Raw genomic sequence first — 22,934 nt, forward strand, 5'->3', positions numbered from 1 at the left:
CGGTCACGGGTCGTGCGCGGCCACCAGCCACGCCATCGGGTCCGCGAGTTCGCAGCTCGCGGACACCGGACAGCTCACGATCCGCGGCCTTCGCAGGGCTGCGGACCATTCACACAGCCACTCCGCGTCCATTCGCACGGCGCTGCGGAGCGGCGTACCACGTCAAGGAGTGTCGCATGTCCCCTGACACCGGCAGCAAGCCGACATCGGCGATCGCTGCGGGGCCGGGCGAGAGGCTGGTCCAGCAGCTGACCCACCTGCTGCCCGCCGAGGCCGCCGTCGTTCGGGTCCGCCTTCTGGGCCCCCACACCCTGTGGCCGCATCTGAGGCTGACGGCCGTGACCGAGTGCGGTCACGCCGTCCGCGTCCCCCGCGCCAAGGCGCTGACGATGGCTCGGTGGATCATCCGCTCGTTTCCGCACGCCGGATGGGCCGATACGGACGGCCACGCCTTCGACCTCCGGACGGCCCAGCTCCGAGGGCTGAGCGCATGACGGCGGCGATAGCGGAGCCGAACACGGCCTCCACCGCTCTCGGCCCTGCCGAGCTGCAGGGTCTCGCCGCAGTGATGAACCTCGTGGCTCGAGCAGGCGGAGCGGACGCGCTGCTGGGCGAGCGGCGACCGGAACCCGGAGCCAGCCGCCTCCACATCGGCTACAACGAAGCCGCCGAGCGGCTCAACATCCCCGAGAAGTGGTTGCGCGAGCGCATCTCGACGCTCCCACACCGGAAGTTCGGGAAGTTCGTGCAGTTCGCGGAAGAGGACCTCCAGGCCATCTCGGACATGCACTTCGTGAGCCCCGGAGGGGCGAACGGACGGGCTGACGAGTCGATGGCGACCTCCCTCCGGCCGTCCTCCCGTTCACGCAAGCGCTTCTGAACCCTCCTGCCTCGCCGGCGTGATTCACCGCCGACGCCGCAGACGTCACGGGAGACCGATGAACACAGACATGGAAAGCCTCGTGAGTGCTGCCCGACAGGGCGACTTCACGCCCCTCATCGACGAGGCGAAGAACGCGCCAGGCAAGTACTGGGCCAAAGAAGCCAGGTGCGCGGACCAGGACACCGAGATGTTCTTCCCCTCGGAAGACAGCCCCTTCCTGGATCCCCAGACCGTCAAGAAGAGGCTCGGCGGTTTCCCCGAGGGGCCGCGCGGGCTCTGCCGAGCGTGCCCGGTGGCGGTGGCGGCCCGGTGCCTGGTCGAGTCGCTCAACGACGACGAGTTCGGTATCCGTGCCGGCCTGCTCGCCTCGGAGCGCTCCGCCATGCGCACGGCATGGCAGCAGCACGCGAGCAACGCAGCCGTTCAAGGCGCTCTCCGAGGTGGAACCGCAGTTCTCACGAAGGCCGAACGAGACGCCGTCATAGCGCAGTTCGCGTCGGATGCCTCGTTGGAAGCCGCGACCGTCGCCCGTGCGCTCGGCGTCACCCATGAGTACCTGCTGAACCTCGTGCGCCGTCACCGCCAGAGGCCGAGGGCTCTGCCGCCCCGCAGGCAGCCTGCCCGCCCCCGCGCGGCCGCCTGATCAGCCCAGAACATCCTTCTCTCTCACGAGAGCAATTCTTCGGGAGTTATCCCCCATGTCCCGGAACGACTCCATGGCTTCGCCATGCCCGAATCTCAGCATCGCCATCCGCGAGAAGGTGCCGACGGCAATCCTCGCCCGGGTCTACCCCAAGCGGCGGTCTGTTACCCAGATGTTCGATATGGACTTCGAACTCATTCTCACCAGCCGTCAGGTCGAGGCGGACGTGGCAGGAATGATCAGGCGCGGCTTCGGTGACGCCGCGGACTGGCGCCTTGCGCACGATTTCCACCTTCCTACGGCGACGCTCTACCTCTCTCCCGAACCGCATCAGAACGGATATGTACCCGAAGACGATCGGACCTTCGGGCTCGCGACCGTTCACCGCGTCGCGACGTACGACGGGAACCGCCGGTGAGCGACATCGCTACCGAACTCGTCTGGTCGCGTTCCGAATCGTGCCGAGGCGCGCGAATCGTGATGCTCGCGCTCGCTCGCGAGGCCGACGAAACGGGAAGGGCGGCATTGAGTTTGGAACGCATCGCCGCGCTCACACGACTCACGGCCCGATCCGTGACGACGTGTCTGAAGGAACTGGCGACACTCGGTGAGATTAGCCACCAACGCGGAGGCGGAGTCGCGAACCCGAGCAGCTACCGGATTCTCCTGATCCCGGATAGCTCAGAGATCGACGTCACGGTGACAGAACTTCCCACTCCGCCCCGCGAGGCGTCTGAAGAGGGAGAGAACTTCACGGAAGCAGCTTCCACCAATCCGGATTCCCCGGATCCAAGTGGGAACTTTCTCGCAGAAGATATGGAAGTTTTTTCCCTCTCGACAGAGGGTGGTAGTACTCCCGTAGGGAGTACTACCACCCAAGAAAAGCAAGCCAGCCAGCTTGAACTTGACGGAAGTCTCGGCCAGGACTCGGTTCACGTGCCGGACGGGGCCAAGGACCTGGTAGCGGCCGTAACGCGGGCAGGAATGCTCGTCGGATGGCGGCTGAGCGAGGCCGAGTGGGATCGGGTAACAGTTCTCGCGGCCCGCTGGGGCCACGAGAGGCTGGTCGAGATGGTCGCTCCGCGGTGGAACTCCGACCGACCGCCGCAGTCAGCCCGCTACCTGCTCCGCATTTGGGCGGATCTCCCTTCGGATGCCTTCACCGTCGCTCCCGAGGGAAACGTCGTGCCTCTGCGACGCCCCTCGACGTGGGCCCCCTTCCAGGACACCGCCGCTCCCAGCGCCTACCAGAACGGATTCTGACCATGCCCGACCCGGAACTCGTGGGCGGCGCCAGCTCGATGCGTGCCATGGAGCGGATCCTCGCCGCGAGGGGGATCCACGTCGTACCCGACGGCCGCGCCGAGGAGCCGTCGGACGGCGACCCTGGAGACCTCAAGTGGCACCGCCGCGCTCGCGCCGAGTACGCGCTGCGCCGCTGGCGGGCGGCCAGCCCTCCGAGGTTCAGCGACGCCGAGGCGACCAGGCCCGAGGTCACCAGCTGGGCCGACCGCGCCTTCGCGGACAACGCCGACGCCGGTGCCCTTCTCCTCACCGGCCAGACCGGCACCGGCAAGACGCACCAGGCGTACGGGGCTCTGCGGAGGATCGCCGCGGGCGGCCCGGCCAGGTTCGAGCTGGTGGCCGTGAACTCGGCGGACATGTACGGCAACCTGCGCCCCTCGCAGGTCGTCGGCGCGGCGGAGCGAGAGCTTCGGCGGCTCAGCGAGGTGCAGTACCTGCTGCTCGACGACCTCGGCACGGCGAAGACCTCGGAGTGGACCGAGGAAGTCACGTACCGGCTGATCAACTACAGGTACAACCAGTGCCTGCCGACGATCATCACGTCGAACCTCCCGGCACGCGACGAGAACGGGCCGGACCTGTCGGACTTCGTCGGGGCCCGGGTAGCGAGCCGACTGGCCGAGATGGTGACGACCCTCGTGCCGATGATCGGGGCCGACCGTCGCCGTGTCGGCGGGAGGGCAGCCTGATGCTCGTCCGACCGCGCGGAGCATCCCGCGACGCCGAAGAGCTATCCACAGCCTGTGCGTATATCGGATCGTCGATCCGGGACGTGAGCCCGTTCGCGGTGGGCGCCTGGTCCCCGCCCAGGCCACCGGGGGACGCCGTTGAGCTCCTGTCCGTCACCCTTCGATGCACGGTGGGCCGCCCATGTGCGGAGCCACTCGCCCGAGCAGAGCCCGACCTCGACGAGCCCCGGAAGGGAGGCGGTCTCTGATGTCTCAGCACACTGCGGCGACGGCGCCGGACCATGCCCGGACCGGCTCCACCCTCCGCGGCATGACCAGCTGGGACCGCTCCGCGATCGTCCTGCTCGGCGCGGCCGGCTTCGCGTTCTCCTACGACGCCCTGCGGCAGATCGCCATCGCGATCCACGCCCGGGAGACGTTGAGCTACCTGTTCCCCCTGTTCGTCGACGGATTCATCGCCTACGGGGTACGGGCGATCGTGCTTCTCCGGCATGAACGATTCAGCGCCCGGCTGTACGCCTGGATCCTCTTCCTCGCGGCGACGGGGGCGAGCCTCGGGGCGAACGCCCTGCACGCCGTCACGCTGAACCACGGTCCGCAGGCCGGACGGTCCGCGCTGCACCTCGCGGACGGCGTCGTTGGAGCCCTGTCAACGCTGGCGCCGCTGGCGCTGGCCGGCTCGGTCCACCTGTACATCCTCATGGCGCGGACCACTGAGATGTCGGTCCGGGACGGTCAGGACGGCGGCCCCGGACCGGTCCGCGAACGCCTGTCTCCGCGGGGCGGAACGCACGCCACAGAAGGGACCCGTCCCCCGGGGGTGGCTGCTGCGCTCGCGGTTCTCGCTAGTCCGTCCGTGCGCGACACCACCGTCGGCCTGGGAGAACGTAGGCCGGAAAAGTGCGAGGGGGAGTCGGCCACCCTGCCTTCGGCTTGGGCGGACGGCACCTTCGACGGCCGGGACCAGGCGGACGGTCCGGCCCCCGTTCCCACGGACGGAGTCGACGCGACGCTCTCGGCCGCCGACTCCGATCGAAAGCCGGTCCGCACTGCGTCCGGCGAGGAACGGCTTCCGGTCCCGGACGATGCCGTCGTCCCGGCGGACCGCCGGACCGAGGACGAGTGGTTGACGAACCTGCTGCTCGTCGCGCGGACCGCTTCGGAGAAGGCCGGACGGATTAGCCGTGACGCCGTGAAGGAGGCCGTCCGCGCACACCAGCCCATCGGCAACGACCGCTTGGGAGTCCTCCTCGCCAAGCTGAGGGAGGAGGAGGCCCTGGCAGCGGATCAGCCCGCCCCCGCCTCGCGCCCCACGGGGTGATCTCATCGCAGTACGACTCCGCGGTCTCCACGTTCTTCGAGGTGGAGACCGCGGCTCGGCACAGAGCAGGAAGGATCGACGATGCGACTTCGCCGACGACACGCTGTGGAAGCCACGGTCCAAGCAGGCGCCGCGCAGGCGGCCTTCGAGCTCGCCCAACATCTCCAGGCCGACGGCGGCCTTGCGCCGATCCAGGTAGGCGGCTACGCACTCGTAGACGGGGAGGTCGCCTTCGCGGACGTCACATGCTGGGCGTCCCGCTACTACGGCACCGGCGTCGTCCGCCCGCGCCCGGCCGGCTTCTTCGAGGACCACCCGGCTTTCGGCCGACGCTGGGTTTCCAACCGCGGACTCGATGCCCGCCGTCTCCGCGAGGCGGAGGCAGCCGCCGAGCCGCAGTGGCGCGACCACACCACGGCGAGGGTGCTCTTCACCTCGCTCGGGCTTCGCGTGATGCCGTGCCGGGAGACCGCTTGGCTGCCGTTCGACCACGCCCTCCTGACCAGCGTCGCGCCCGGCTCGTCCGAAGTCGTGCTCTCGTACACGACGTGCGCGCCGCTGCGGCTTGGCGGAGAGTCGGCGGACTGGCTTGGCATGGCGCTCGACCACGTGCGCCGCATGCCCCAGTAGAGCCGCCCGGCCGGTACTTGGGAGCCGATGGGTCGTAGGCAACGATCAACTGGGAATCCCGCCACCTACGGCTCCGCCTGCTCACCGCAGCCGGACAGCTCGTCACCACCAGCCGCCGACACATCCTCCGTCTGGCCCGCCATTGGCCCTGGACCCACGTGGTCCCCGATGCCCTCGAACGCCTCCAGCTCCTACCAAACCCCGACTGACCAGCAGGTTTTCCGCCCGTACGACAGCGACCCGACACCGAAGCAGTGAAACCGGCGCCCACCCGAGACGGCACTCAGGCCGTCGCCGTGCCCACCACCGGCCATAGAACAGAAATGGCCCACCGACACCATCGGCAGACCGTCACGCAAGGTCGAGTTTAGGTAGCGCAATCACCATATGGCCAAGGAGATTTCAGTATGCGAGTCATGGGTGTTGTTCTGCGCATACGATGAGGGCTCGGTGCAGTGTCGGCCCCGGGGGGTAGTTGTGCTGGTCAAGGTGATTGCAGGTGCGCTCATGCTTCCGGTTGCCCTGGTGGCAACCGCCGCACTCGAAGCGCTTCTGCTGTTCTGGATGGCGGTGATCCTTGTGATGGGAGTTCCGATTGTGGTCATCGCGACGATGTTCGGTTCCAGCCTGTCGGAAGACCTGTCGCAGACCCTTGGCCAGTGCGCGCAGGCGATGATCGAGGTTCCGGGCCACGTCTTTGGCAGGATGTACGGCAGCCTCTGATCCTTTTTGGCTGTAGCCATCATCCGTCAGTCAAAATCCAGGGAAATGACCAAAGAATCCATCGATCCCTTGCGATCCATTTTGGCGCTTGCTTCTCACTCCTCCTTCAGTGACGGGTTGGCAGGCTGACCGCAACGGCCGCAAGTCAGAAATAAATTCATGGAAGCAATTTCCGACTTGCGGCTGATTGGAATTGCCTGCAGGCTTCTGCGAGAGTTCGGGTAGGCCGCAGCAACATGGCCTTCTGTGCCGCCTTCTTGGGGCGCTAAGAACCCTGCCACAAATTCTCTGCACCAAGGTCGAGATTCTGCATGACCCAATCCAAGAGCCATATACATACGCCTTCCGTATTGGTTCTGCTGTGTTCCGTCTCCGTCCTGTCGGCGGCCTGCTCCAGTTCGGTTGAAGGCCAGCCCAAGACCACAAACGGGTATCGCCCGTCCGCCAGCGCCTCCGACTCCGCCCCGTCGGCCGATGCAGACCAGGCCGGCTCGACAAGTGGCCATCGCAAGACCGCAATTGAGCGCACAGCTCGTCTCTTCACCAAGGCCTACGCCGAGCACGACGCGCGCGATGGGGCCGACGGCTCGTACGCGGACGCCGGTGTTCGAGCGTCCCGGTTCGCCCACGGTGAGCTTGCCGGCCTACTCGCCCATCGGCGCTCGAGTCAGGATGCTGTCTGGTCGGCGCTGCGGGCTCAACAGGCGTGCCAGACTGCCGAGATCACCTCCACGGTCGTCCCCGACGGCGCTCCTGCCCCCACGTCTTCCGCCGCCCTCATCCGGGTCGGCTACACCCTCACCACAACACCGAAGTCCGGGCCCGTCCGGCACAGCAACGAGCAGCTCGCGCTTCGTCTGGAGCGCACCTCCGAGGGCTGGCGTGTCACCGATCTGCCGTGGGCGTGACGGACATGGCGATGAACAAGGGCACGCAAGTCGGGCTCGGGCTCGTTGCGGCAGGGCTCGTCTCCGGGGTCGGGCTGGTGACCGTGCTCGGTGGTGCGGACGGCGCCTCCGCGCGGGAGGCCGGGCCCGGCGGCGGTATCCGGGCGGACGCGCCGGTGCCCGGATGGGTCCGGGAGCTGGTCAACAGGCACGCGGGCGAGTGCCCGCAGGTCACGGCCTCGCTCCTGGCGGCGCAGCTCTACACGGAGAGCAAGTTCGACGTCGGCGCGACGTCGCCTGTCGGTGCGACCGGGATCGCGCAGTTCATGCCGGCGACCTGGGCTCAGCACGGCAAGGACGGTGACGCCGACGGGGCCAGGGACGTCCGGAATCCGGCGGACGCCGTCGCCGCGCAGGCCGCGTACGACTGCGCTCTCGCCGAGGACGTCGCGCAGGTGCCCGGCGACTCCACAGAGGCCATGCTCGCGGCCTACAACGCGGGCGGCGGCGCGGTGGTCAAGTACGGGGGCGTCCCGCCGTATCCGGAGACCCGCGACTACGTGCGGACGATCCGCCGACTGGCCTCCTCGTGGGCCGACGCCGTGCGGCCGGATGCCCCGGCCGGGCAGGGCGCGGCCCGCGCGATCTCGGCGGCGAGGTCGGCGCTGGGGACCTGGTACCGGTGGGGCGGCACCTGCACTTCACCCTACAAGGGCGCCGGCGGCTGCGACTGCTCGTCGCTGACCAAGACGGCCTGGGCGGCGGCAGGCGTGAACCTGCCGCGGGTCACGTACGACCAGGTCCACGCCGGGACCGCCGTACGGAGCGTCTCCCAACTCGTCCCCGGGGATCTGCTGTTCAGCGTCCCCGGTGAAGCGGGTCCCGAGCACGTCGGCATGTACGTCGGCGACGGCCAGGTCATCGACGCCCCGCGCACCGGGACCCAGGTGCGGATCAAGCCGCTCGGCTACTGGAAGCCGCAGATCGTCGCCATGCGGCACGTCGCCTGACCGCGACCAAGACCATCCCCTCAGCACCAAGGAGCTGACCATGCACACCCTCATGTCCGCCGCCGATCCCTCCCTGCACACCACCCTGGCCGCCGGCGCCGACGTCGTGTCCGGCGTGACGCCGGACTGGGGGCCGTTCGGGAAGCTGGGCGGTACCGCGAAGGTGATCCTCGGTGTCATCGCGGCCGTCGTCCTCGTCGTCGGGGCGGGGGCGTTCCTCGCCGGGGTCGGCAAGTCGAAGGGGTGGTTCGGCGAGGGGCATTCCACGATGGACAGCTCGCGCGGCAAGGGGATGATGGTCGGTGGGCTGGCCTGCGTCTTCCTCGTGGCCTCCTTCGGGACGATCTTCACGATCACCTACGGCATGGGTGTGTGACCCATGGCCCTCCGATCCCGCAGGAACGTTTCCCCTCCCCGCAGCGACGGAGCCCACCGCAAGCTCTGGGGCATCGCCGCCGGGGGCGCGGCCCTCGTCACCGCGTCCGGCGTCGTGGTCAGCATGGCGACGGGTACTCCGCCCGGCCCCGCTCCCACCGCTGAATCGCCCACCCACTCGACGCCGCGGTCGACGGCGGACGGCGTGCGCGAGCTGCACGGCGTACCCGTCGGCCACCCACACACCCGCTCCGGCGCCAAGGCTGCTGCGGCGAACTACACGATCATCAGCAGCAGTTCTCGCTATCTGACCGATCAGGATGCGCGCCATGAGGCCGTATCCGTCATGGCGGCCCACGACGCGGTCGAGCCGTTGACGAGGAAGACCGACGAGGCGGCGGACACAGCGGCCGGCTCCCTGCGGGGCGACGCCCGGGAGGTGTTCGCCAAGGACGCTGTCGCGCGGACCGGCGTCCTGTCCGCAAACATCCTCAGCTACAACGGCGGCGAGGCGATGGTGCGGCTGTGGACGACGACGGTGCGGGGCAGCGCGGCGGGGCACGAGACGCCGCAGGCGGGCTTCGAGTCGGTGACGGTCACGCTCACCTGGGAGTCCGACGACTGGAAGCTGAAGGGCAGCTCGGTGTCGTCGGGGCTGGTCGCGCCGATCGACACGCGGCAGGCGTCCAACGTGGCCGGTGACTTCGCCGACTACGTCCCGTCCGCGGCAAAGGACCCCGTCTTCAGCGGCGCCGTGACCCGCGATGGCTTCCCGTCCCCGTACCCGCGTGATGAGGAGGGCGCGCGAGCCGCTGCGGTCAGCGCTGCGATGCTCTACGGCGACAGCCGCTTCTTCACCGACGAGGTCTGGCGCCACCGGATGCTCGCGGCCACCGCGTCGTCGGAGGTGCTGTCCTCCGTTACCTCCGACGCGGACTCGACGGCACGCCTGGTGGCGGAGAACCGCGGGGTCGGGGCGGACGGGAAGACCGCGGACGGCAGCGAACTGCTCACGCGGACCGCGACCCTCGCCACCCGCTCGATCGCGTTCTCCGGCCACGCGGCGAGCGTCGAGCTGTGGACGGCGTCGGTGGGCGGCGTGGCCGGGAAGGACGAGACGCAGCGCCCGCAGGTCGCGTTCCTGCGGATGACCGTGGACCTGGTCCGGGAGAACGGCACGTGGCGGACGACTGCCGTCACGCCGTCCGACCCGCTCGTGCCGTCGGCTCCCGGTCTGCAGGAGGCCGACCCGGCCGAGGGCTTCGCGGACGTGGGAGGTGCCGGCCGTGCGCCTGCGACTGCGACTGCGTGACGACGCCCCCGGCCTGGTGACCGTCGAGCGCGGAACGTCGGGTCGCTGGCGGCACCGCCTTCAGGTGGTCACGGTGCTGAACGTGCTCGGCTCGTTCGTGTTCGTGCCTGCGGCGGTGGCGAACCCGTTCTGCTACATCCCGATGGTCTGCGAAGCGAAGCGGGCGATCGACTTCGCCCAGGATCCGTTGGGGTTCCTGCTCCAGAAGCTGACCGAGGCGAACATCTGGTTCCTGCGGAAGATGCTGGAGCTGATCCAGAACACGACGAAGATCGACCTCACGTCGTCGGGGTTCCTGAAGCAGTACGCGCTCATCTTCGCCGCGTCCAGCCTGCTGACCGTGGCCCTGTGGCTGATCGCCGTGGCCAAGCGGGCGGTCCGCGGGGTGTCCGTGACGACGGCCGGCTCCGAAGCGGTCGGCTTCCTGCTCCTCCAGTTCGTGGTCAACGCGATGACGCCCGGGGCGATCGCGCTGCTGATGAAGGCGATCGACGAGGTCACGGCCGTCTTCGAGCCGTACGCGACCTCGAACTTCAAGCCGTTCCTGGAGAACATCCTCAAGACCATGGCCGCCGACCCCGGCGACGGCGTGGGGCAGCTGCTCGTCGTCAACCTGATCATGCTGTGCGGTGCGCTGCTGATGTGGATCGAGCTGCTGATCCGCAGCGCGGCCATCTACGTGGCGGTCGCGCTCGGGCCGGTGGTGAACGCCGGGCTCGTCGACCGCGACCTGTGGGGCAAGTCGAAGAAGTGGTTCGGCGCGGTCTTCGCGATCGGGCTCAGCAAGCCGGTGCTCTTCGCCCTGCTCGGGCTCGGCGGCGCGATCGTCAGCGACACCTCGGGCACCATGTCCGACGCGGTCTCCAAGACCCTGGTCGGCGCGCTCATCCTGCTCCTCGCGGTCTTCGCCTCCGCCACGCTCTACAAGTGGCTCCCCGCGTTCGGGGACGAGATGTCCCAGCTCCACCACGACCGCAAGAGCGTGCAGACCTCGGGTCCGGCCGCCGCGATCGACGGCCCGGGGCAGCACGTCAACCGGGCCATGGGTGCACGGGTGCAGGACTCGCTGGTCGGCGGGGGTTCCACGAGCGCCGGCGCGAAGCCGGCCGGGGCCAGGATGGGCGGGGGTACGGCGGCAGCCGGGCCCGTCGCCGCAGCGGCGACGGTAGCCAAGGCCGGCGCCGACGTTGCCAAGGGCAAGGCCGCCGGCTCTCCCGGCGCGCAGGGCAGCGACGCAGCAGGCAGCGGCCAGCACACCACCGGCGATACGTCCGATGCTCCGGTAGCCGCTCGACCCCAGGGAGCGACGCCGGCCCCGCCACCTGGACCGTCGCCGGACTGGTCCGCCGCAGGTGACCACGCCTCCGCCGGAGATCCGCCGGGCGGCACCGGACCGACGCCGCCCGCCTCTCCCGCCTCGGGGTCCAAGCCCTCCGCGCCACCCCCGCCGCCGACTCGGCCCGACAGCGGACAGGCCCCCGGACGAACGAACCCCAGCAAGGACCAGTGACCCATGTCGACTCGCACGTACCAGTTCGGAAAGCACCGCCCCACCGGGCTGGTGGGCCGCCGCGACCTCGGCGAACAGGTCGTCCTCGGCGGCGGTGCCGTCACCGGCATCCTGTTCGGCTACGTCTTCAACGGCGCAACGGTCCTGGCGCTGACCGGCCTGACCGTGCCGATCCTGCTCGCCCTGGTCATCGTGTACGCGCCCTACCGCCCCAAGGGCACCTCGCAGCGCCGCACGCTCTACCGCTGGTGGCGCATCCACCGCTACCACCGCGCCGCGCTCCGCCGCACCGGCGGCGTGTGGGTGTCCCCCGCCGTGGAGGCAGGCGTGCGCCGCGACGGCAGCCCGCCGGACGCCGCGCTCGCCGAGCCGGAAGGCGTCGCGGGCATGACGTGGGTGCCGGTCACGGTCCGCGGGCAGCAGGCCGTCGTCGTCCTCCAGCCGGAGGCCGGGTGCGTCACCGCCACGCTCGAGATCGCCTCGCCCGGCCTCGGCGGCAAGGAGGTCGGGGAGCAGGTCGTCGCCCTAGAGCGCTGGGGCGAACTCCTGGACGCCTTCGGCAACGTCGAGGAGCACCCGGTGAAGCGGATCCAGGTCCTCGCCCGGCAGATGAAGTCGGACCCCTACGCCCACCAGCGGTTCGTCGCGCAGCGGGACGAGTCGGCCGCGACGGCGGACGCGCCGCGGTGGTTGAAGGACTCGTACGACGTGCTGGCCGACGCCGTCTCGACGTCGGCGGAGGAGCACCGCTACTACGTCACCCTGCACGCGAAGTTCACCCGCGATCTCGCCTCCGAGGGTGCCGCCCGCGGGGGCGGTGACGAGGGGGTCGCCGCCGCGATGGCCGTCTACCTGGACGAGCTGTGGTCGCGGGCGGAGGACGCCGACCTCTCCGTGATCGCGCCGCTGGACGAGGGCCGGATGACCGCGTTCATCCGCAATTCCTACGACCCCGACCACCCGATCTGGGACACCGACCTCCCCCGCGCACACGCCTTCCCCCGCAACGTCGATATCCGCGACGGCGCCCACTTCTCTGCCCGCGCGGCGGGCTCCACCGGCAGCTGGTACCACGCCACGGCCGCCGTCATCGGGTGGCCGACCACCCCGGTCGGCCCCGACTTCCTCTCCCCCCTGCTGATCGGGATGCCCGACGTCATCCGGACCATCGCGATCACGCAGCAGCTCGAACCGAACGACAAGGCCGTGGAGCGAATGCTCGCGGAGGACACCAACAACCAGGCCGAGCTGGACCGCGACCGCAAGCGCGGCAAGAACATCGACCCCCGCGACCAGATCGCCGCCACCGCCACCGGATCGCGCGGCATGGCCCTGGCCTCCTCCGGCGCGGCCGGCTCCGCCGTCGTCGGCTACATCACCATCTCCGCGCGCAGCATCGAGGAGCTGGAGCGCACCAAGCGCACCACCGCCCCCCGTGCCCGCAACGCCCACCTGCGGATCATGTGGCTCGACCTCGAACACGCCCGCGCCTTCGCCACCACCCTGCCCCTCGCCGGAGGCATCAAGTGACCGACCTCCTCGACCTCGCCCCGCTCACCCCGATGCACGAGACGGTGAGCCGACCGCTCTACACGGAGACGACCACCAGCCAGGCCCTCTACCTGCCGATCGCCCCACCGACCCTCGGCACCGCGGGCGCGATCATCGGCCGGGAGCTCTACTCCGGCAAGGCGTTCATCTACTGCCCGTTCTCCGCGTTCGGCGACGGCCTGCCCGGCGGCAACATGATCGTGATGGGCGACACCGGCCGGGGGAAGTCCGCCCTGACCAAGACCTACGCGGCCCGGCAGATCCGGCTCGGCCGTCAGGTCGTCGTCCTCGACACCAAGGAGCAGAAGGAGCGCGAGGAGGGCGAGTGGGCCGCGCTCGGTCGCTCGCTCACCGGCAAGGCCCCTGTACGGTTCGCCCCTGGCGGCGGCAGGGACGCGTCGTGCATCAACCCGATGGACCCGGCCATCGCAGGCAAGCGGCAGGTCGAACTCGTCCGCACGATCGTCGAACTCGGCCTCGGCAAGCCCCTGGATGAGTTCGCCGGCTCCGCGCTCCGCATCGCGATCCGCCGCGCCCACCAGCGCGCGGGCGACCTCGGCCGCACCCCGGTCCTGGCGGACGTCGCCGCAGCGCTCCGCTCACCCGCGGAGCCCGACGCGGCGGCCAAGCAGCGCACGCGGGACGAACTCCTCGGCGACGGCCTGGAGGCGTCCTACGTCCTCGACCGGCTCTGCGGCACCGAGACCGACGCGACCGGCGACCTCACCGGCATGCTCGACGGCCCCACCAGCCTCGGCGTCGACCTCAACGCCGACATGATCGTCTTCGACCTGACCAAGGTCCCGTCCGGCGGCGTCGCCATGACCATCCTCGTCGCCGTGATCTCCGTCTTCCTCGAAGAGGTCTGGCTGCGCCCGCTCTGCGAATGCGGCACCGAGCCGGGGCGCCACGAGCGCGTTGTGGTCGACGCGAACTCCGGGGCCTGGGAGCTCGGGCCGAACCTCGATGCCTGCTGTCGCCGCTACACCCAGCGCAAGCGCATCCTGGTCTGCGAGGAGGCGTGGCACATCCTCGGCACCCCGCAACTCGCAGTCCTGCTGGAGAAGTTCCTCAAGTTCGCCCGGGGCTACGGCCTGAGCTGCATCTTCATCGTCCACCACCTGTCGGACATCGACGACAGTCCGGAGACCCAAGCCGCTCTGAAGATGGCCGACACCATCGTCATCTACAGCCAGAAGAAGGCCGAAGCCGAAGCGACGGTGGCCCGGCTCGGCCTGCCCTCCTGGACGGCCGAGCACGTCATGCGCCTGCGCCGCGGGATCGCGCTGTGGAAGGTCGGCGAGGTGATCTACCCCGGCGTCCAACACCTCTTGGTCGAGGCCGAACAGCACCTCTGCTTCTCCTCCGGCTCGATGACCGACCTCACCAGCACCGCACCGGACCCCGCCTGAACGGGCCCCGCCACCTTCCCGACCTCGACGATTCGGAGCGCGACCTCTCCATGCCCCTCACCACCGACATCACCGCACCCGCGGCCGACGAGCGCGCTGTGCGACAGGACATCGAGCAGCTGCACGCCGACGTGCTCGACCTCGCCCGCCGTACGAAGACGCTCGCCGTAGTCCTGGACCATGGCGACTACGCCGCCGCCGGCGGCCGTGTTCGTACGGCCGTCACCCATCTCTGGCGCACCGCCGAGGACCTGCACGACGCCTTCCACACCGCCCCGCCACGCTGCGCCGGCCCCGAGGCGTCCCTGTCGCGGCTGTGCGGCCGGCGCATGCGCTACCTCGCCGCCCGAGCGCGGAGGGCTGTCTGATGGACCTCGTGTTGAACGGCGTCTCCCTGGCGCTGTACGCCGTCACGGCCGTGTGCGCGGTGACCCTGGTGACGGTCTGGCTCTTGATGAACCGCGGACGGCGCAACGCCGGCTTCGCGAGCAAGTCGCAGCTCAAGCGGCGTATGTCGGCGCAAGCCATCCTGCGCGCCACCGAGATCCGGCCCTCCCTCACGCGTGACGACGAGTGAACATGGTCTTCTCGGAACGGACTCTCTACTTGGAAAGACCGCCTCCCGTGGTCGGACGACAGGGTTCAGCGTTCCCACGAAGGCGATCACCTTCGTCCGCCCGTAGGCGACGCACCTGCACGGCTCCAGCTGCAAGGGCGAGCACGAACAGAGTGAGTCCTATGAAGATCACCGGGTTGACCCAGGTCGCCACCAGTTCGGTGGTTGCACCGTCCGGCGTGACGCACTGCACGCTGACGGGCAGGGACTCCCGCGTCACGATGCGATCGTCGCCTCCTGCGCTGCTCCAACACACCTCGCTCGGATCGGCGGACCAACCCTCCACCACGCCTGCCCAGTACGCACCCCACGCCGCGGTACCGGCCAAGACCGCGAACAGCGCACACGTAGACGCTCTGGGCAAACGCCACCCCCGGCCAGGTGTCGACTTCGCCACCCGCCCGATGAGCAATGCGACAACCACCACGAGCACAAGGGGCACCACGAATGGTGCGAAGGCCGCCGCGAAGAACAAGAAAGTCGTCATACCCGGTACATGTCGCGCGAGGGCACCCGGTTCCCCGTTCACCCACCCGCTTCTCACAACCCGACGGCCACTCGCGCAACTGAAGCACCTCGCACCCAACGTCGCCCCGGAGCACCGCATGCACCACCCCCTCGACCCGCACGACTTCGGCTATGCGCTCGGTACATCCCAACGCCCCAAGGGCGTCGACCTCTGGTCCCGCGCCGACAAGGCATGCCGGGTCATCGGCCCGATGGGCAGCGGCAAGACCCTGCGCTTCTTCGCCCCCACCGTCCGCCGGTGGGCCGGACCCGTCCTGGCCACGTCGACCAAGCCCGACCTCGTCGAACTGACCCTCGACGCGCGCCGTCGGGACGGTCGCCCCGTCGCGGTCTTCGACCCGCAGAACATCGCCCCGAGCCTCCCCCACTTCCGGTGGACGCCCATCGACGGCGCGTCCGACACCGAGGTGGCGATGATGCGGGCCAAGGCGTTCGTCGCGGGCTCCCGCACCCCCAACAGCGCGGCGCAGTCGAGTGAGGGCAGCGCCTTCTACAAGGGGCAGGCGTCCAAGATCCTCGCCGCCTTCCTCCACGCCGCCGCCCTCGACGGTGCCTCCCTGGAGTGGGTGCTGCGCTGGAGCCGCAAGCTCACCGACCCCGCCCCGCTCGGCATCCTCGACGCCCACCCCGGCGCCGGCCCCGGGTGGGCGGACGCACTCCGTACGGCGACCTCCGGCGACAGCCGCACCGTCGGCAACACCGCCTCCACCCTCGACGCCGCCCTCGAACCCTTCATGCACCAGTCGGTCGTCGCCGCCCTCCAAGGTTCCAGCGAGGCTCCCACCGACTTCGGCGCCTTCCTCAACGCCGGCGGCACCCTCTACCTCCTCGGCAAGGATTCCGCCGTGAACAGCGTCGCGCCCCTGACCACCGCGATAGCCGAGGACCTGCTCGACCGCGCGGAGGCACACGCCCTCGCCTCCCCGGCCGGCCGCCTCGACCCTCCGCTCCTCGCGGCCCTGGACGAGGCCCCGAACATCGCGCCGATCCCCTCCCTCCGCCAACGCGTCGCCGACGGCCGAGGCCGGGGAATCACCGTCATCTACGGCCTCCAGGCGTGGGCCTCCGCCCGCGCCCGCTTCGGCGAGGACACCGCGAAGGAGCTGGCCGCCTTCACCAACAACGTCGTCGTCTTCGGCGGCGACAAGGACCCCGCCTTCCTCAAGGACATGTCCGAGCTCTGCGGCCAGGTCGAACGCGAGCGCACGACGAAGACCATGTCCGGCGGCGACCGCGGCGGCCACTCCACCGCCACTCACATAGCGCTCGAACCGGTCCTTCGCGGCGACAAGATCCGGACCATGCCCGAGGGACACGCCCTCGTCCTAGCGGACAACCTCCCGCCGATCATCACCCGACTCGACGGCATGTGGACCTGGGACTGCTGGTCCAAGATCCAGCGCCAAGTCCACGACCTGCGCGCAGCCAACGAAGCCGAGCGCACCCGGCGATCCTCCGAGATGAGGAAGCAGGCCAAGGCCCACGCCGCCACCTGGAGCGCCCGTGAAGGAGTGACCGCCGCATGACGCATCCCCTGCTCTCCTACGAGCCGTTCCCGGAACCGCCCGCCCCGATCCTCGACTACATCGCAGCGCGAAGCGCAGACCCATCCGTGGCCGGCGGCCCCGCTCCCTGGGACCTGGGAGCCCTCACCCCGGAACTCGCCGCGCCGATGCCCGCCTGGCTCGACGCCGTCTGCCGCTGGCTCAACAGTCGGTACGCCTGGCAGCCACACGACGTCATCCCGCCCTGCTGGGCGAAGCACGAGGGCCTGGCATACGAGATCGTGGCCTTGGCCTTCGCCAGAGCGGACGCCCTTCCGGACGCGGGCTCAGCCGTGCTCTGGCACGAGCAGTACGGCCGATTCCTCATCCGGATCCAGAAGGCCCTGGGCAGGTCCGGTGACGAATGCCGCGCCGGACGGCACGAGGACCGCCCGTCACGCTTCCAACTCGCGGTGTGGCCCACTCAAGAAATGAATTCGGAACAGCAAGATCATGATTGAGATCACCGCACGTCACGCGCTTGGACAGCGCACGATTCCTGACAATGCGCAGACTCTTTTGACAGCAATTCCACAGACTGTAAAACTCCATCCATCGTAAGCAGTAAATCAATCCCCCCGGGCGACCGCAAGAGAGATGCCCTATTGATCTCTTCATCCATGGCACGAAAAATACGTGCTGCACCTGCTACATCGTCTGCCAAATCCATCTTTAGTAGCGCAAGCCGTAAGATCAGCGACGCCCCCGACCTCTGCCAACTGCAGTCGTGCAGGAAAAAGAGAGTGCACGCAGCGATCGACGCCGGCTTCTCGGAAGAGACCTTCCTCGGGTCACGTAGCAGCAATTTGAATACCGTGCTCGACACGAGTTCCACCGCACGGCGCGAGAAAGGATCATCCGGATCAGCGAGAGCTGTGGCGCGCACGCCATCTACCAGCATCGACGCAGCCCCGCCGATGGCACGAGCGCGATTCATTTCACAGAAACAAGTCGCCGCCAAAATTTCCCGCTGCCCATTTTTGGAACCAGCCATATGTGTGGTCCGAGACGCGCAGACCGAGCATTTTTCACTAAATATTCGTGCATCAGCCGGAGCGGAGTTGACAGCCCATACTTCACCAAAGGTGCGCCCGTCGTCATCAACTGAGTAATCAAACTCCGGGACTTCGGCAGCACTCAGGAGCGCTCGCTCAACACCGGTTTTTATTTCATCTCTAGTCATAGGACGACCCCCCGCCAGCTCGGCCCCTACGCTATCAATCTCTCTTTTTACTCTCGACGCCCTTCGCTTCGAAATTTTATGCGCTTCTTCGTAAGCGCAATCCATCGCCTTTACGTCGATTTTATCGGAATTTGCAAGGTGATAGATTCGGTCTCTACCCCTGTCGCCAGAGCTGATCCACCTACCGAGAGACCGGCGAACTGAAGCAATGTGCGCGGCTTCGAGGCCATCTATGCCCAAAGCCCCCTTAGGCTGCACAATCCCTGCCATGAATAGGGTGAGAAGGGCGTCATCGATCGAGCGACCTTGCCCCGTACGAATAGCCAAGCTCTCGACGTAATCCGGAAGCCCAGCTACCGCTGCAGAGCGAGAGCCGGCGCCCCGGCCTAGCCCCTGGCGAGCATGTCGCGGCAAGTAGCCCTTGGAACGCCATCGCTCCAACTGTGTTGCCGTGATCGACACGCCTCGCTCGGCCAGCGTTTTGATGAGGTCCTGGTCTGTACGACTTGGTGGCGTCCGAGGCATGTCGACAGCGTAAGAACCCCGCGAAGTCTTGGGAAGAAGGCAGGTCTCGGATGAGGAACCTGGAGTCGTACACCACGCCACCGGGCGCTGGGTATTCATCATGCGAGGCGGGAAGAAATGGGATGTTCTTTCGAAGCGCGAGCACTGATCGTGGCGCTCTCGGTAGCTCTTGGCATGATCATCGGGTTGCTTGCCGGTCTACTGGCTGGCCTGAGTGGGTCTCCCGTGCCTGTGGCCATCTGCAATGGAGGAGTGGCATGCGGCGGCACGGTGACGCTGTCGATCTTGACTGCGGAGGCCCTGGGTGCTCTCTGATCCGTGTCTTTCGTGACGGTCCATCGGCTTGCCGGATGGACCGTCACGGTTGGCCGGTCAGGTGAGGGTCACTTCGTGTACCGAATGTCGCGCCGTTCGGGTGCGGGGTGATCGTGGATCCTGCTGACGTGTCGCATGGCATCGCTCATGTCAGCAGGCCAGACCTCGGATCGATTCGACGACCCGCCGCGGATCAGTCAGATCCTCCAGCACGAGATCGGCGCCGGCCGCAGCCAGTTCGTCGGCCGAGGTCGTCCCCGACGCCACCGCGATGACCGGGGCACCGCCCTTGCGGCCGGTGAGAACGTCTTCGAGCGAGTCGCCGATGATCACCGTCTTGGACCGGCCAAAGCTCCGCCTCGTGAGCGCCTCCGCCCTCTTCTGGGCAATGCCGACCAGGGACGGGCGGTACATGTCGTCCGAGGCATAGCCGCCGATGTCAGGGTGGACGTAGCGGGTCAGGTCGAACGCGGCGAGTTTGAGCAGCGCGTTGGGCTTGAGGTTTCCGGTGACGACCGTGGGCAGGAACCGCGGATCGTCGCGCACCGCGCTCAGGGCGGCGACGGCGCCAGGCAGCAGGACACCGTCACGGCGGATGTCGTCGATGTGGCGGCGCTGGACCTGCGGCAGAAGGTCGACCATGGCCGGAAGCAGAGCATCCGCCTCGTCCTCGGAGAAGCCGTTCTCTACCAGCATGCTCAAGATCGCCAGCGGCATCGTCGTGCCGGTGCCGCGCTTGGGGAGGGACTCGGCGGTACGGCCGGTGACCTGGTAGAACGTCTCCCGGTAGACCTGCCGGTCGATGTCCCCGACGTACAGCAGCGTACGGTCGATGTCCCACAGCACGAGAACCGGGCCACTCACGTCATGTCTCCGTCCTCGCCAGATCCGACACGGCGTCCTTGAGTTCCTGAGCGTACGGGGCGGGGTTGGCGTCGAGCTCGGCGGCGAGGGTGTGGAGGTGCTCGTCGAGGCGGGCGGACTGGAGGTCGCGGGCCATCGCGAGCGCCTGGTTGCCTGCGGCCGCGCCGGCCTCGGCGTCGCCGGTGCGGAAGTGCGCGGTGGCCTCGCGGGTGAGGACGAGGGCGCGCGTGCGCCGCTCGTCGGGGTTGAGGGTGCTCCGTGCCTGCTGGAAGGAGGCGAGTGCTCCTGCCGGGTCGTCGAGGTCGAGGTGGCAGCTCCCGGACTGTCCGTGGATCTCGCCCTCGTTGATCCAGTAGAGCCACTCGGGGTCGTGATCCGAGCGACCCTTGGCGTAGAGGTCTCCCGCTCGTCCGAGGGCCTTCAACGCAGCCTGCCGTTCGCCGAGTTTGGCGTGGCTGCGTGCCTGCCGTGTGAGCAGCATCGCCTTGAGCGCCGGGGTCTCCAGAGAGCTGACCTTCTCCAGTGCGGCACGGGTGGCCGCGACGCCGTCGCGCGGATGCCCCGTCGAATAGCCGTGGATGGCGAGGTACGACAGTGCACCGGCACCCAGCCTGACGTCACCGGAGGCGTGCGCGGCCCGCAGCGCGGCGAGAAAGTAGGACTGGGCGCGGTCGTGCTTCCCGGCGTCGAAGGTGAACCAGCCGGTCTGCGTGGCGGTGTCGGCCGTGATCGCGGCGAGCTGCCTTCCCTCGGCCTCGCTGTAGCGGCCGTGCTTCAACACACTGCTCAGAAAACCCAGATGCGCTCGGCCGAGATCAGCGAGACTGCCGCTTCCCGAGCCGGCGTCCATGGTCCGAAGGTGGTCGGTCGTCGCCTGGAGTTGCCGCAGTAGTCCAGGGGTGACGGCGCTGCCCGGCCGTACGCGTTCGAGCGGCTCCGCGTCCGCGACGCCCCAGTGGTGCACGTAGGCGGTGAGCGTCGCACCGCTGACGGCCAGGAACTTCCGGCGCTCCATCTCCCGTCCTTTCGTGGCCCGTTCAAGTACTTCCACCATACGGTTGGCGGTCCACGGGTCGGCGGGGTCGTCGGAGTCGCCTGCCGTGCTCGGCCACTCGCCGGCGGTGCCGCGGGACGGTGCCGGGAGGGGCAGCCGCACCAGCTCGTTCGGTGCTCCCAGGCCGGCCAGGAAGTCGACGATCTTGTCGATGTGGTTCAGCTGCCGGGAGCCGGCTTCCAGCATTGACAGGAAGGACTGGCTAAGGCCGGTCAGGGCTGACATGTCCTCCTGCCGGAGCGAGCTCTTCTGCCTGATCAGGCGGCTGACCTGCCCTAAGTCCCACGAGGCGAGCGCCTCGCGGACCTGTAAGTCCCGCCAGACCCGCTCGGGAACGCGTGGCTGATCGCGCCCGGAGTCGAGGGCGCTGCGTGAGCACGGCGCGCACGTGCTCCCGTTGTTGTACCGGCTGAGTCTGCTCGCGCATCCCGCACAGCGTCGTTCCGTTCCCGGCGGCATCCGGCCTCCCCTCGAAGCGCGCCCACGGCCCCCGCGAAGCCCGTATCACCGCAGTGATATCACCGGCGCAATGGGCTTCAACACCCCACCTGTCGGACTGTGTTGACGCAACCAGCCGCCGAGCGCGGCGACCTCGTTCGCTCCAGCCCTTACGAGAGGTGACTCCGCCATGCCCAAGCACCACCTGATCGTCGTCGGCTTCGACGAGATCGTCGCCAACAAGTACCTCCCCTGCATCGCGACGGCCATCGAGGAGGGCAGCCTCGACTCGTACTCCGTCATCGACCTGGAGTCGGCGCGCGCCACCATCGAGGAACGCGTACGCGCCGCCGTACCCAAGCCGTCGCAGGCGATCTACCTCCCCGACGTACGAGACCTCGGCCCCGAGGCCGAGGCGAACGTGATCGACGCCGCGATCAGCCGACTCCGCGTCCCCGGCCTGCCGACGAAGGTCTACATCGCGACCGAGGTCCAGGCGCACGAGGCGTACCTCCGGTACTGCGTGGAGAACGACCTCGACTCGCTCGTGGAGAAGCCGGTGCTGGCGCCGATGGTCGACGGCCGGTTCGCTCCGTCGCGCATCACCGCGACCATGGAGGACCTCATCCGGACGGCGGCACGCTCTGCCGCGCGGCACTCGGTGATGACCCTGAGCAGGTACCACTCGATCTACAACGACGAGGTCATCGCCGCCCTCCGCGAACGCGTCGAGCGCTGGAGCGCCCCACTCACGTCCTTTCACCTCCGTGCCGCCGGCGGCGTCTGGAACCTCCAGCACGAGTACGAGACCCGCGACGACCACCCGTACAAGCACGGCTACGGGATGCTGATGCACGGCGCGTACCACTACGTCGACCTCGCCGCACAGATCCTCTCGTTGAACGAACTCGTCCACCCGGAGCGTCAGTTCACGGTGGAGATCAGCTCCTTCGGCGCCTTCCCGTACGACCAGCACCTCCGTCTCTCCCAGCCGACCGCGGAGAGGTTGGGTGACGACATGCCCCGATGGGACGAGACCCCCGCCGACCCCTTCCTGTTCGGCGAGACCGACGTGACCTCGACGTTCCGCCTCCGCGACGCCGGCACCGGCCGGACCCTGACCGTGGGCACCCTCGCCTTCGAGCAGACGACCCCCTCCATCCGCGACTGGGCCGAGCTCCCCGCCAGCCTCTACAACAAGAACGGCCGCACCTCGAGCGTCGACCTGGAGGCGCGGCTCTCCACGCTCTACTCCACCCACGTCCACTGCTACGACATCCCGCGCGGCCAGAGCGCCGACCGGATCGACGCCTTCGCCCGCGTCACCACCCGCGCGAACGCCGCCCTGTTCCCCGACGAGACCTACGTGTCCACCGAGACCTTCGACGGCCTCTTTCACAGCGACAGCAACCGCAGCCTGATGGAGCACTGGCTCCGCGGCACCGAGACGCGTAGCACCCTCGCCGACCACCTCCTGCCGATGAAGCTCACGGAGGCCCTGGCGACGTCGCTCCGCACGCCGGGGCGGTCGGTCGAGTTCAGCTGGCCGCGCAGCGTCCGGCCGGCGAGACCCGTGTCGTCGTGCCTGGCCGGCTCCGGGAAGTGGTGACGGCCGT

24 protein-coding genes and 1 pseudogene are annotated in these 22,934 nt (G+C 68.7%); 22 read left to right on the top strand and 3 right to left on the bottom strand.

Features of this window, described 5'->3' with window-relative positions:
- The first annotated feature begins 176 nt into the window (after positions 1 to 176).
- The 21 genes and pseudogenes from ACFWEG_RS11890 to ACFWEG_RS11990 all read left to right on the top strand — a co-directional run bounded on the left by ACFWEG_RS11890 (position 177) and on the right by ACFWEG_RS11990 (position 17,400).
- A complete protein-coding gene (locus tag ACFWEG_RS11890; protein WP_387212587.1) occupies positions 177 to 494 on the top strand; it encodes a transcriptional regulator in 318 nt (105 codons plus the stop codon).
- On the top strand, positions 491 to 880 hold the full coding sequence (locus ACFWEG_RS11895) for a hypothetical protein (protein ID WP_387212590.1): 390 nt from the start codon (positions 491 to 493) through the stop codon (positions 878 to 880). The genes ACFWEG_RS11890 and ACFWEG_RS11895 overlap by 4 nt, the downstream gene beginning before the upstream one ends.
- Before the next feature lie 58 nt (positions 881 to 938).
- Positions 939 to 1,526, top strand: a complete 588-nt coding sequence (locus tag ACFWEG_RS11900) for a WhiB family transcriptional regulator (protein ID WP_387212593.1) — start codon at positions 939 to 941, stop codon at positions 1,524 to 1,526.
- Positions 1,527 to 1,581: 55 nt separating this feature from the next.
- Positions 1,582 to 1,944: a hypothetical protein gene (locus ACFWEG_RS11905; RefSeq protein ID WP_387212596.1), complete on the top strand. Its 363-nt coding sequence runs from the start codon at positions 1,582 to 1,584 to the stop codon at positions 1,942 to 1,944.
- Between the two features lie 59 nt (positions 1,945 to 2,003).
- The gene (locus ACFWEG_RS11910; protein ID WP_387212599.1) at positions 2,004 to 2,789 is read left to right on the top strand and encodes a hypothetical protein; all 786 of its coding nucleotides are present in this window, start codon (positions 2,004 to 2,006) and stop codon (positions 2,787 to 2,789) included.
- A gap of 2 nt (positions 2,790 to 2,791) precedes the next feature.
- The gene (locus tag ACFWEG_RS11915) at positions 2,792 to 3,520 is read left to right on the top strand and encodes an ATP-binding protein (RefSeq protein ID WP_387212602.1); all 729 of its coding nucleotides are present in this window, start codon (positions 2,792 to 2,794) and stop codon (positions 3,518 to 3,520) included.
- A 310-nt stretch (positions 3,521 to 3,830) separates the two neighbouring features.
- Complete coding sequence (locus ACFWEG_RS11920; RefSeq protein ID WP_387212605.1) at positions 3,831 to 4,841, top strand: DUF2637 domain-containing protein; 1,011 nt, start codon at positions 3,831 to 3,833, stop codon at positions 4,839 to 4,841.
- 105 nt (positions 4,842 to 4,946) lie between these two features.
- Positions 4,947 to 5,471: a hypothetical protein gene (locus ACFWEG_RS11925; protein ID WP_387212608.1), complete on the top strand. Its 525-nt coding sequence runs from the start codon at positions 4,947 to 4,949 to the stop codon at positions 5,469 to 5,471.
- A gap of 50 nt (positions 5,472 to 5,521) precedes the next feature.
- Positions 5,522 to 5,680, top strand: a pseudogene (locus ACFWEG_RS11930) (transposase); the annotation flags it as partial.
- 268 nt (positions 5,681 to 5,948) lie between these two features.
- Entirely contained in the window at positions 5,949 to 6,194 is a 246-nt protein-coding gene (locus ACFWEG_RS11935) for a hypothetical protein (RefSeq protein ID WP_387212610.1), read from the top strand.
- Between the two features lie 311 nt (positions 6,195 to 6,505).
- Complete coding sequence (locus ACFWEG_RS11940; RefSeq protein ID WP_387212612.1) at positions 6,506 to 7,102, top strand: hypothetical protein; 597 nt, start codon at positions 6,506 to 6,508, stop codon at positions 7,100 to 7,102.
- Positions 7,093 to 8,091 carry an NlpC/P60 family protein gene (locus ACFWEG_RS11945; RefSeq protein ID WP_387212615.1) on the top strand — a complete coding sequence of 333 codons (999 nt, stop codon included), beginning with the start codon at positions 7,093 to 7,095 and terminating at the stop codon, positions 8,089 to 8,091. Before ACFWEG_RS11940 ends, ACFWEG_RS11945 begins: the two co-directional genes overlap by 10 nt.
- 40 nt (positions 8,092 to 8,131) lie before the next feature.
- A complete protein-coding gene (locus tag ACFWEG_RS11950; protein ID WP_387212618.1) occupies positions 8,132 to 8,467 on the top strand; it encodes a hypothetical protein in 336 nt (111 codons plus the stop codon).
- Positions 8,468 to 8,470: 3 nt separating this feature from the next.
- Complete coding sequence (locus ACFWEG_RS11955; protein WP_387212621.1) at positions 8,471 to 9,778, top strand: hypothetical protein; 1,308 nt, start codon at positions 8,471 to 8,473, stop codon at positions 9,776 to 9,778.
- Complete coding sequence (locus tag ACFWEG_RS11960) at positions 9,753 to 11,288, top strand: hypothetical protein (RefSeq protein WP_387212624.1); 1,536 nt, start codon at positions 9,753 to 9,755, stop codon at positions 11,286 to 11,288. Before ACFWEG_RS11955 ends, ACFWEG_RS11960 begins: the two co-directional genes overlap by 26 nt.
- A 3-nt stretch (positions 11,289 to 11,291) precedes the next feature.
- A complete protein-coding gene (locus ACFWEG_RS11965) occupies positions 11,292 to 12,818 on the top strand; it encodes an SCO6880 family protein (protein WP_387212627.1) in 1,527 nt (508 codons plus the stop codon).
- Positions 12,815 to 14,251, top strand: coding sequence for an ATP/GTP-binding protein (locus tag ACFWEG_RS11970; protein WP_387212630.1), 1,437 nt, complete (start codon positions 12,815 to 12,817; stop codon positions 14,249 to 14,251). Before ACFWEG_RS11965 ends, ACFWEG_RS11970 begins: the two co-directional genes overlap by 4 nt.
- A gap of 50 nt (positions 14,252 to 14,301) precedes the next feature.
- Positions 14,302 to 14,619: a DUF6238 family protein gene (locus ACFWEG_RS11975; RefSeq protein ID WP_387212633.1), complete on the top strand. Its 318-nt coding sequence runs from the start codon at positions 14,302 to 14,304 to the stop codon at positions 14,617 to 14,619.
- Positions 14,619 to 14,828: a hypothetical protein gene (locus ACFWEG_RS11980; protein WP_387212636.1), complete on the top strand. Its 210-nt coding sequence runs from the start codon at positions 14,619 to 14,621 to the stop codon at positions 14,826 to 14,828. Before ACFWEG_RS11975 ends, ACFWEG_RS11980 begins: the two co-directional genes overlap by 1 nt.
- Positions 14,829 to 15,472: 644 nt before the next feature.
- Positions 15,473 to 16,921: a type IV secretory system conjugative DNA transfer family protein gene (locus tag ACFWEG_RS11985; RefSeq protein ID WP_387212639.1), complete on the top strand. Its 1,449-nt coding sequence runs from the start codon at positions 15,473 to 15,475 to the stop codon at positions 16,919 to 16,921.
- Positions 16,918 to 17,400: a hypothetical protein gene (locus ACFWEG_RS11990; protein WP_387212642.1), complete on the top strand. Its 483-nt coding sequence runs from the start codon at positions 16,918 to 16,920 to the stop codon at positions 17,398 to 17,400. Before ACFWEG_RS11985 ends, ACFWEG_RS11990 begins: the two co-directional genes overlap by 4 nt.
- 2 nt (positions 17,401 to 17,402) lie before the next feature.
- On the opposite strand, the gene ACFWEG_RS11995 is transcribed toward ACFWEG_RS11990, so the two are convergent.
- The 3 genes from ACFWEG_RS11995 to ACFWEG_RS12005 form a co-directional block, all read right to left on the bottom strand.
- Positions 17,403 to 18,122, bottom strand: a complete 720-nt coding sequence (locus ACFWEG_RS11995) for a hypothetical protein (RefSeq protein WP_387212645.1) — start codon at positions 18,120 to 18,122, stop codon at positions 17,403 to 17,405.
- Positions 18,123 to 19,112: 990 nt separating this feature from the next.
- Complete coding sequence (locus tag ACFWEG_RS12000) at positions 19,113 to 19,826, bottom strand: HAD hydrolase-like protein (RefSeq protein ID WP_387212648.1); 714 nt, start codon at positions 19,824 to 19,826, stop codon at positions 19,113 to 19,115.
- A 1-nt stretch (position 19,827) separates the two neighbouring features.
- Entirely contained in the window at positions 19,828 to 21,105 is a 1,278-nt protein-coding gene (locus ACFWEG_RS12005) for an XRE family transcriptional regulator (protein ID WP_387212651.1), read from the bottom strand.
- A gap of 403 nt (positions 21,106 to 21,508) precedes the next feature.
- On the opposite strand from ACFWEG_RS12005, the gene ACFWEG_RS12010 reads away from it, so the two are divergent.
- Positions 21,509 to 22,927 (top strand): hypothetical protein, encoded by a 1,419-nt coding sequence (locus tag ACFWEG_RS12010; protein WP_387212654.1) that lies wholly within the window; start codon positions 21,509 to 21,511, stop codon positions 22,925 to 22,927.
- Positions 22,928 to 22,934 lie beyond the last annotated feature (7 nt).

Source organism: Streptomyces sp. NPDC060194 (genome assembly GCF_042728285.1).
Classification (GTDB): Bacteria; Actinomycetota; Actinomycetes; order Streptomycetales; family Streptomycetaceae; genus Streptomyces.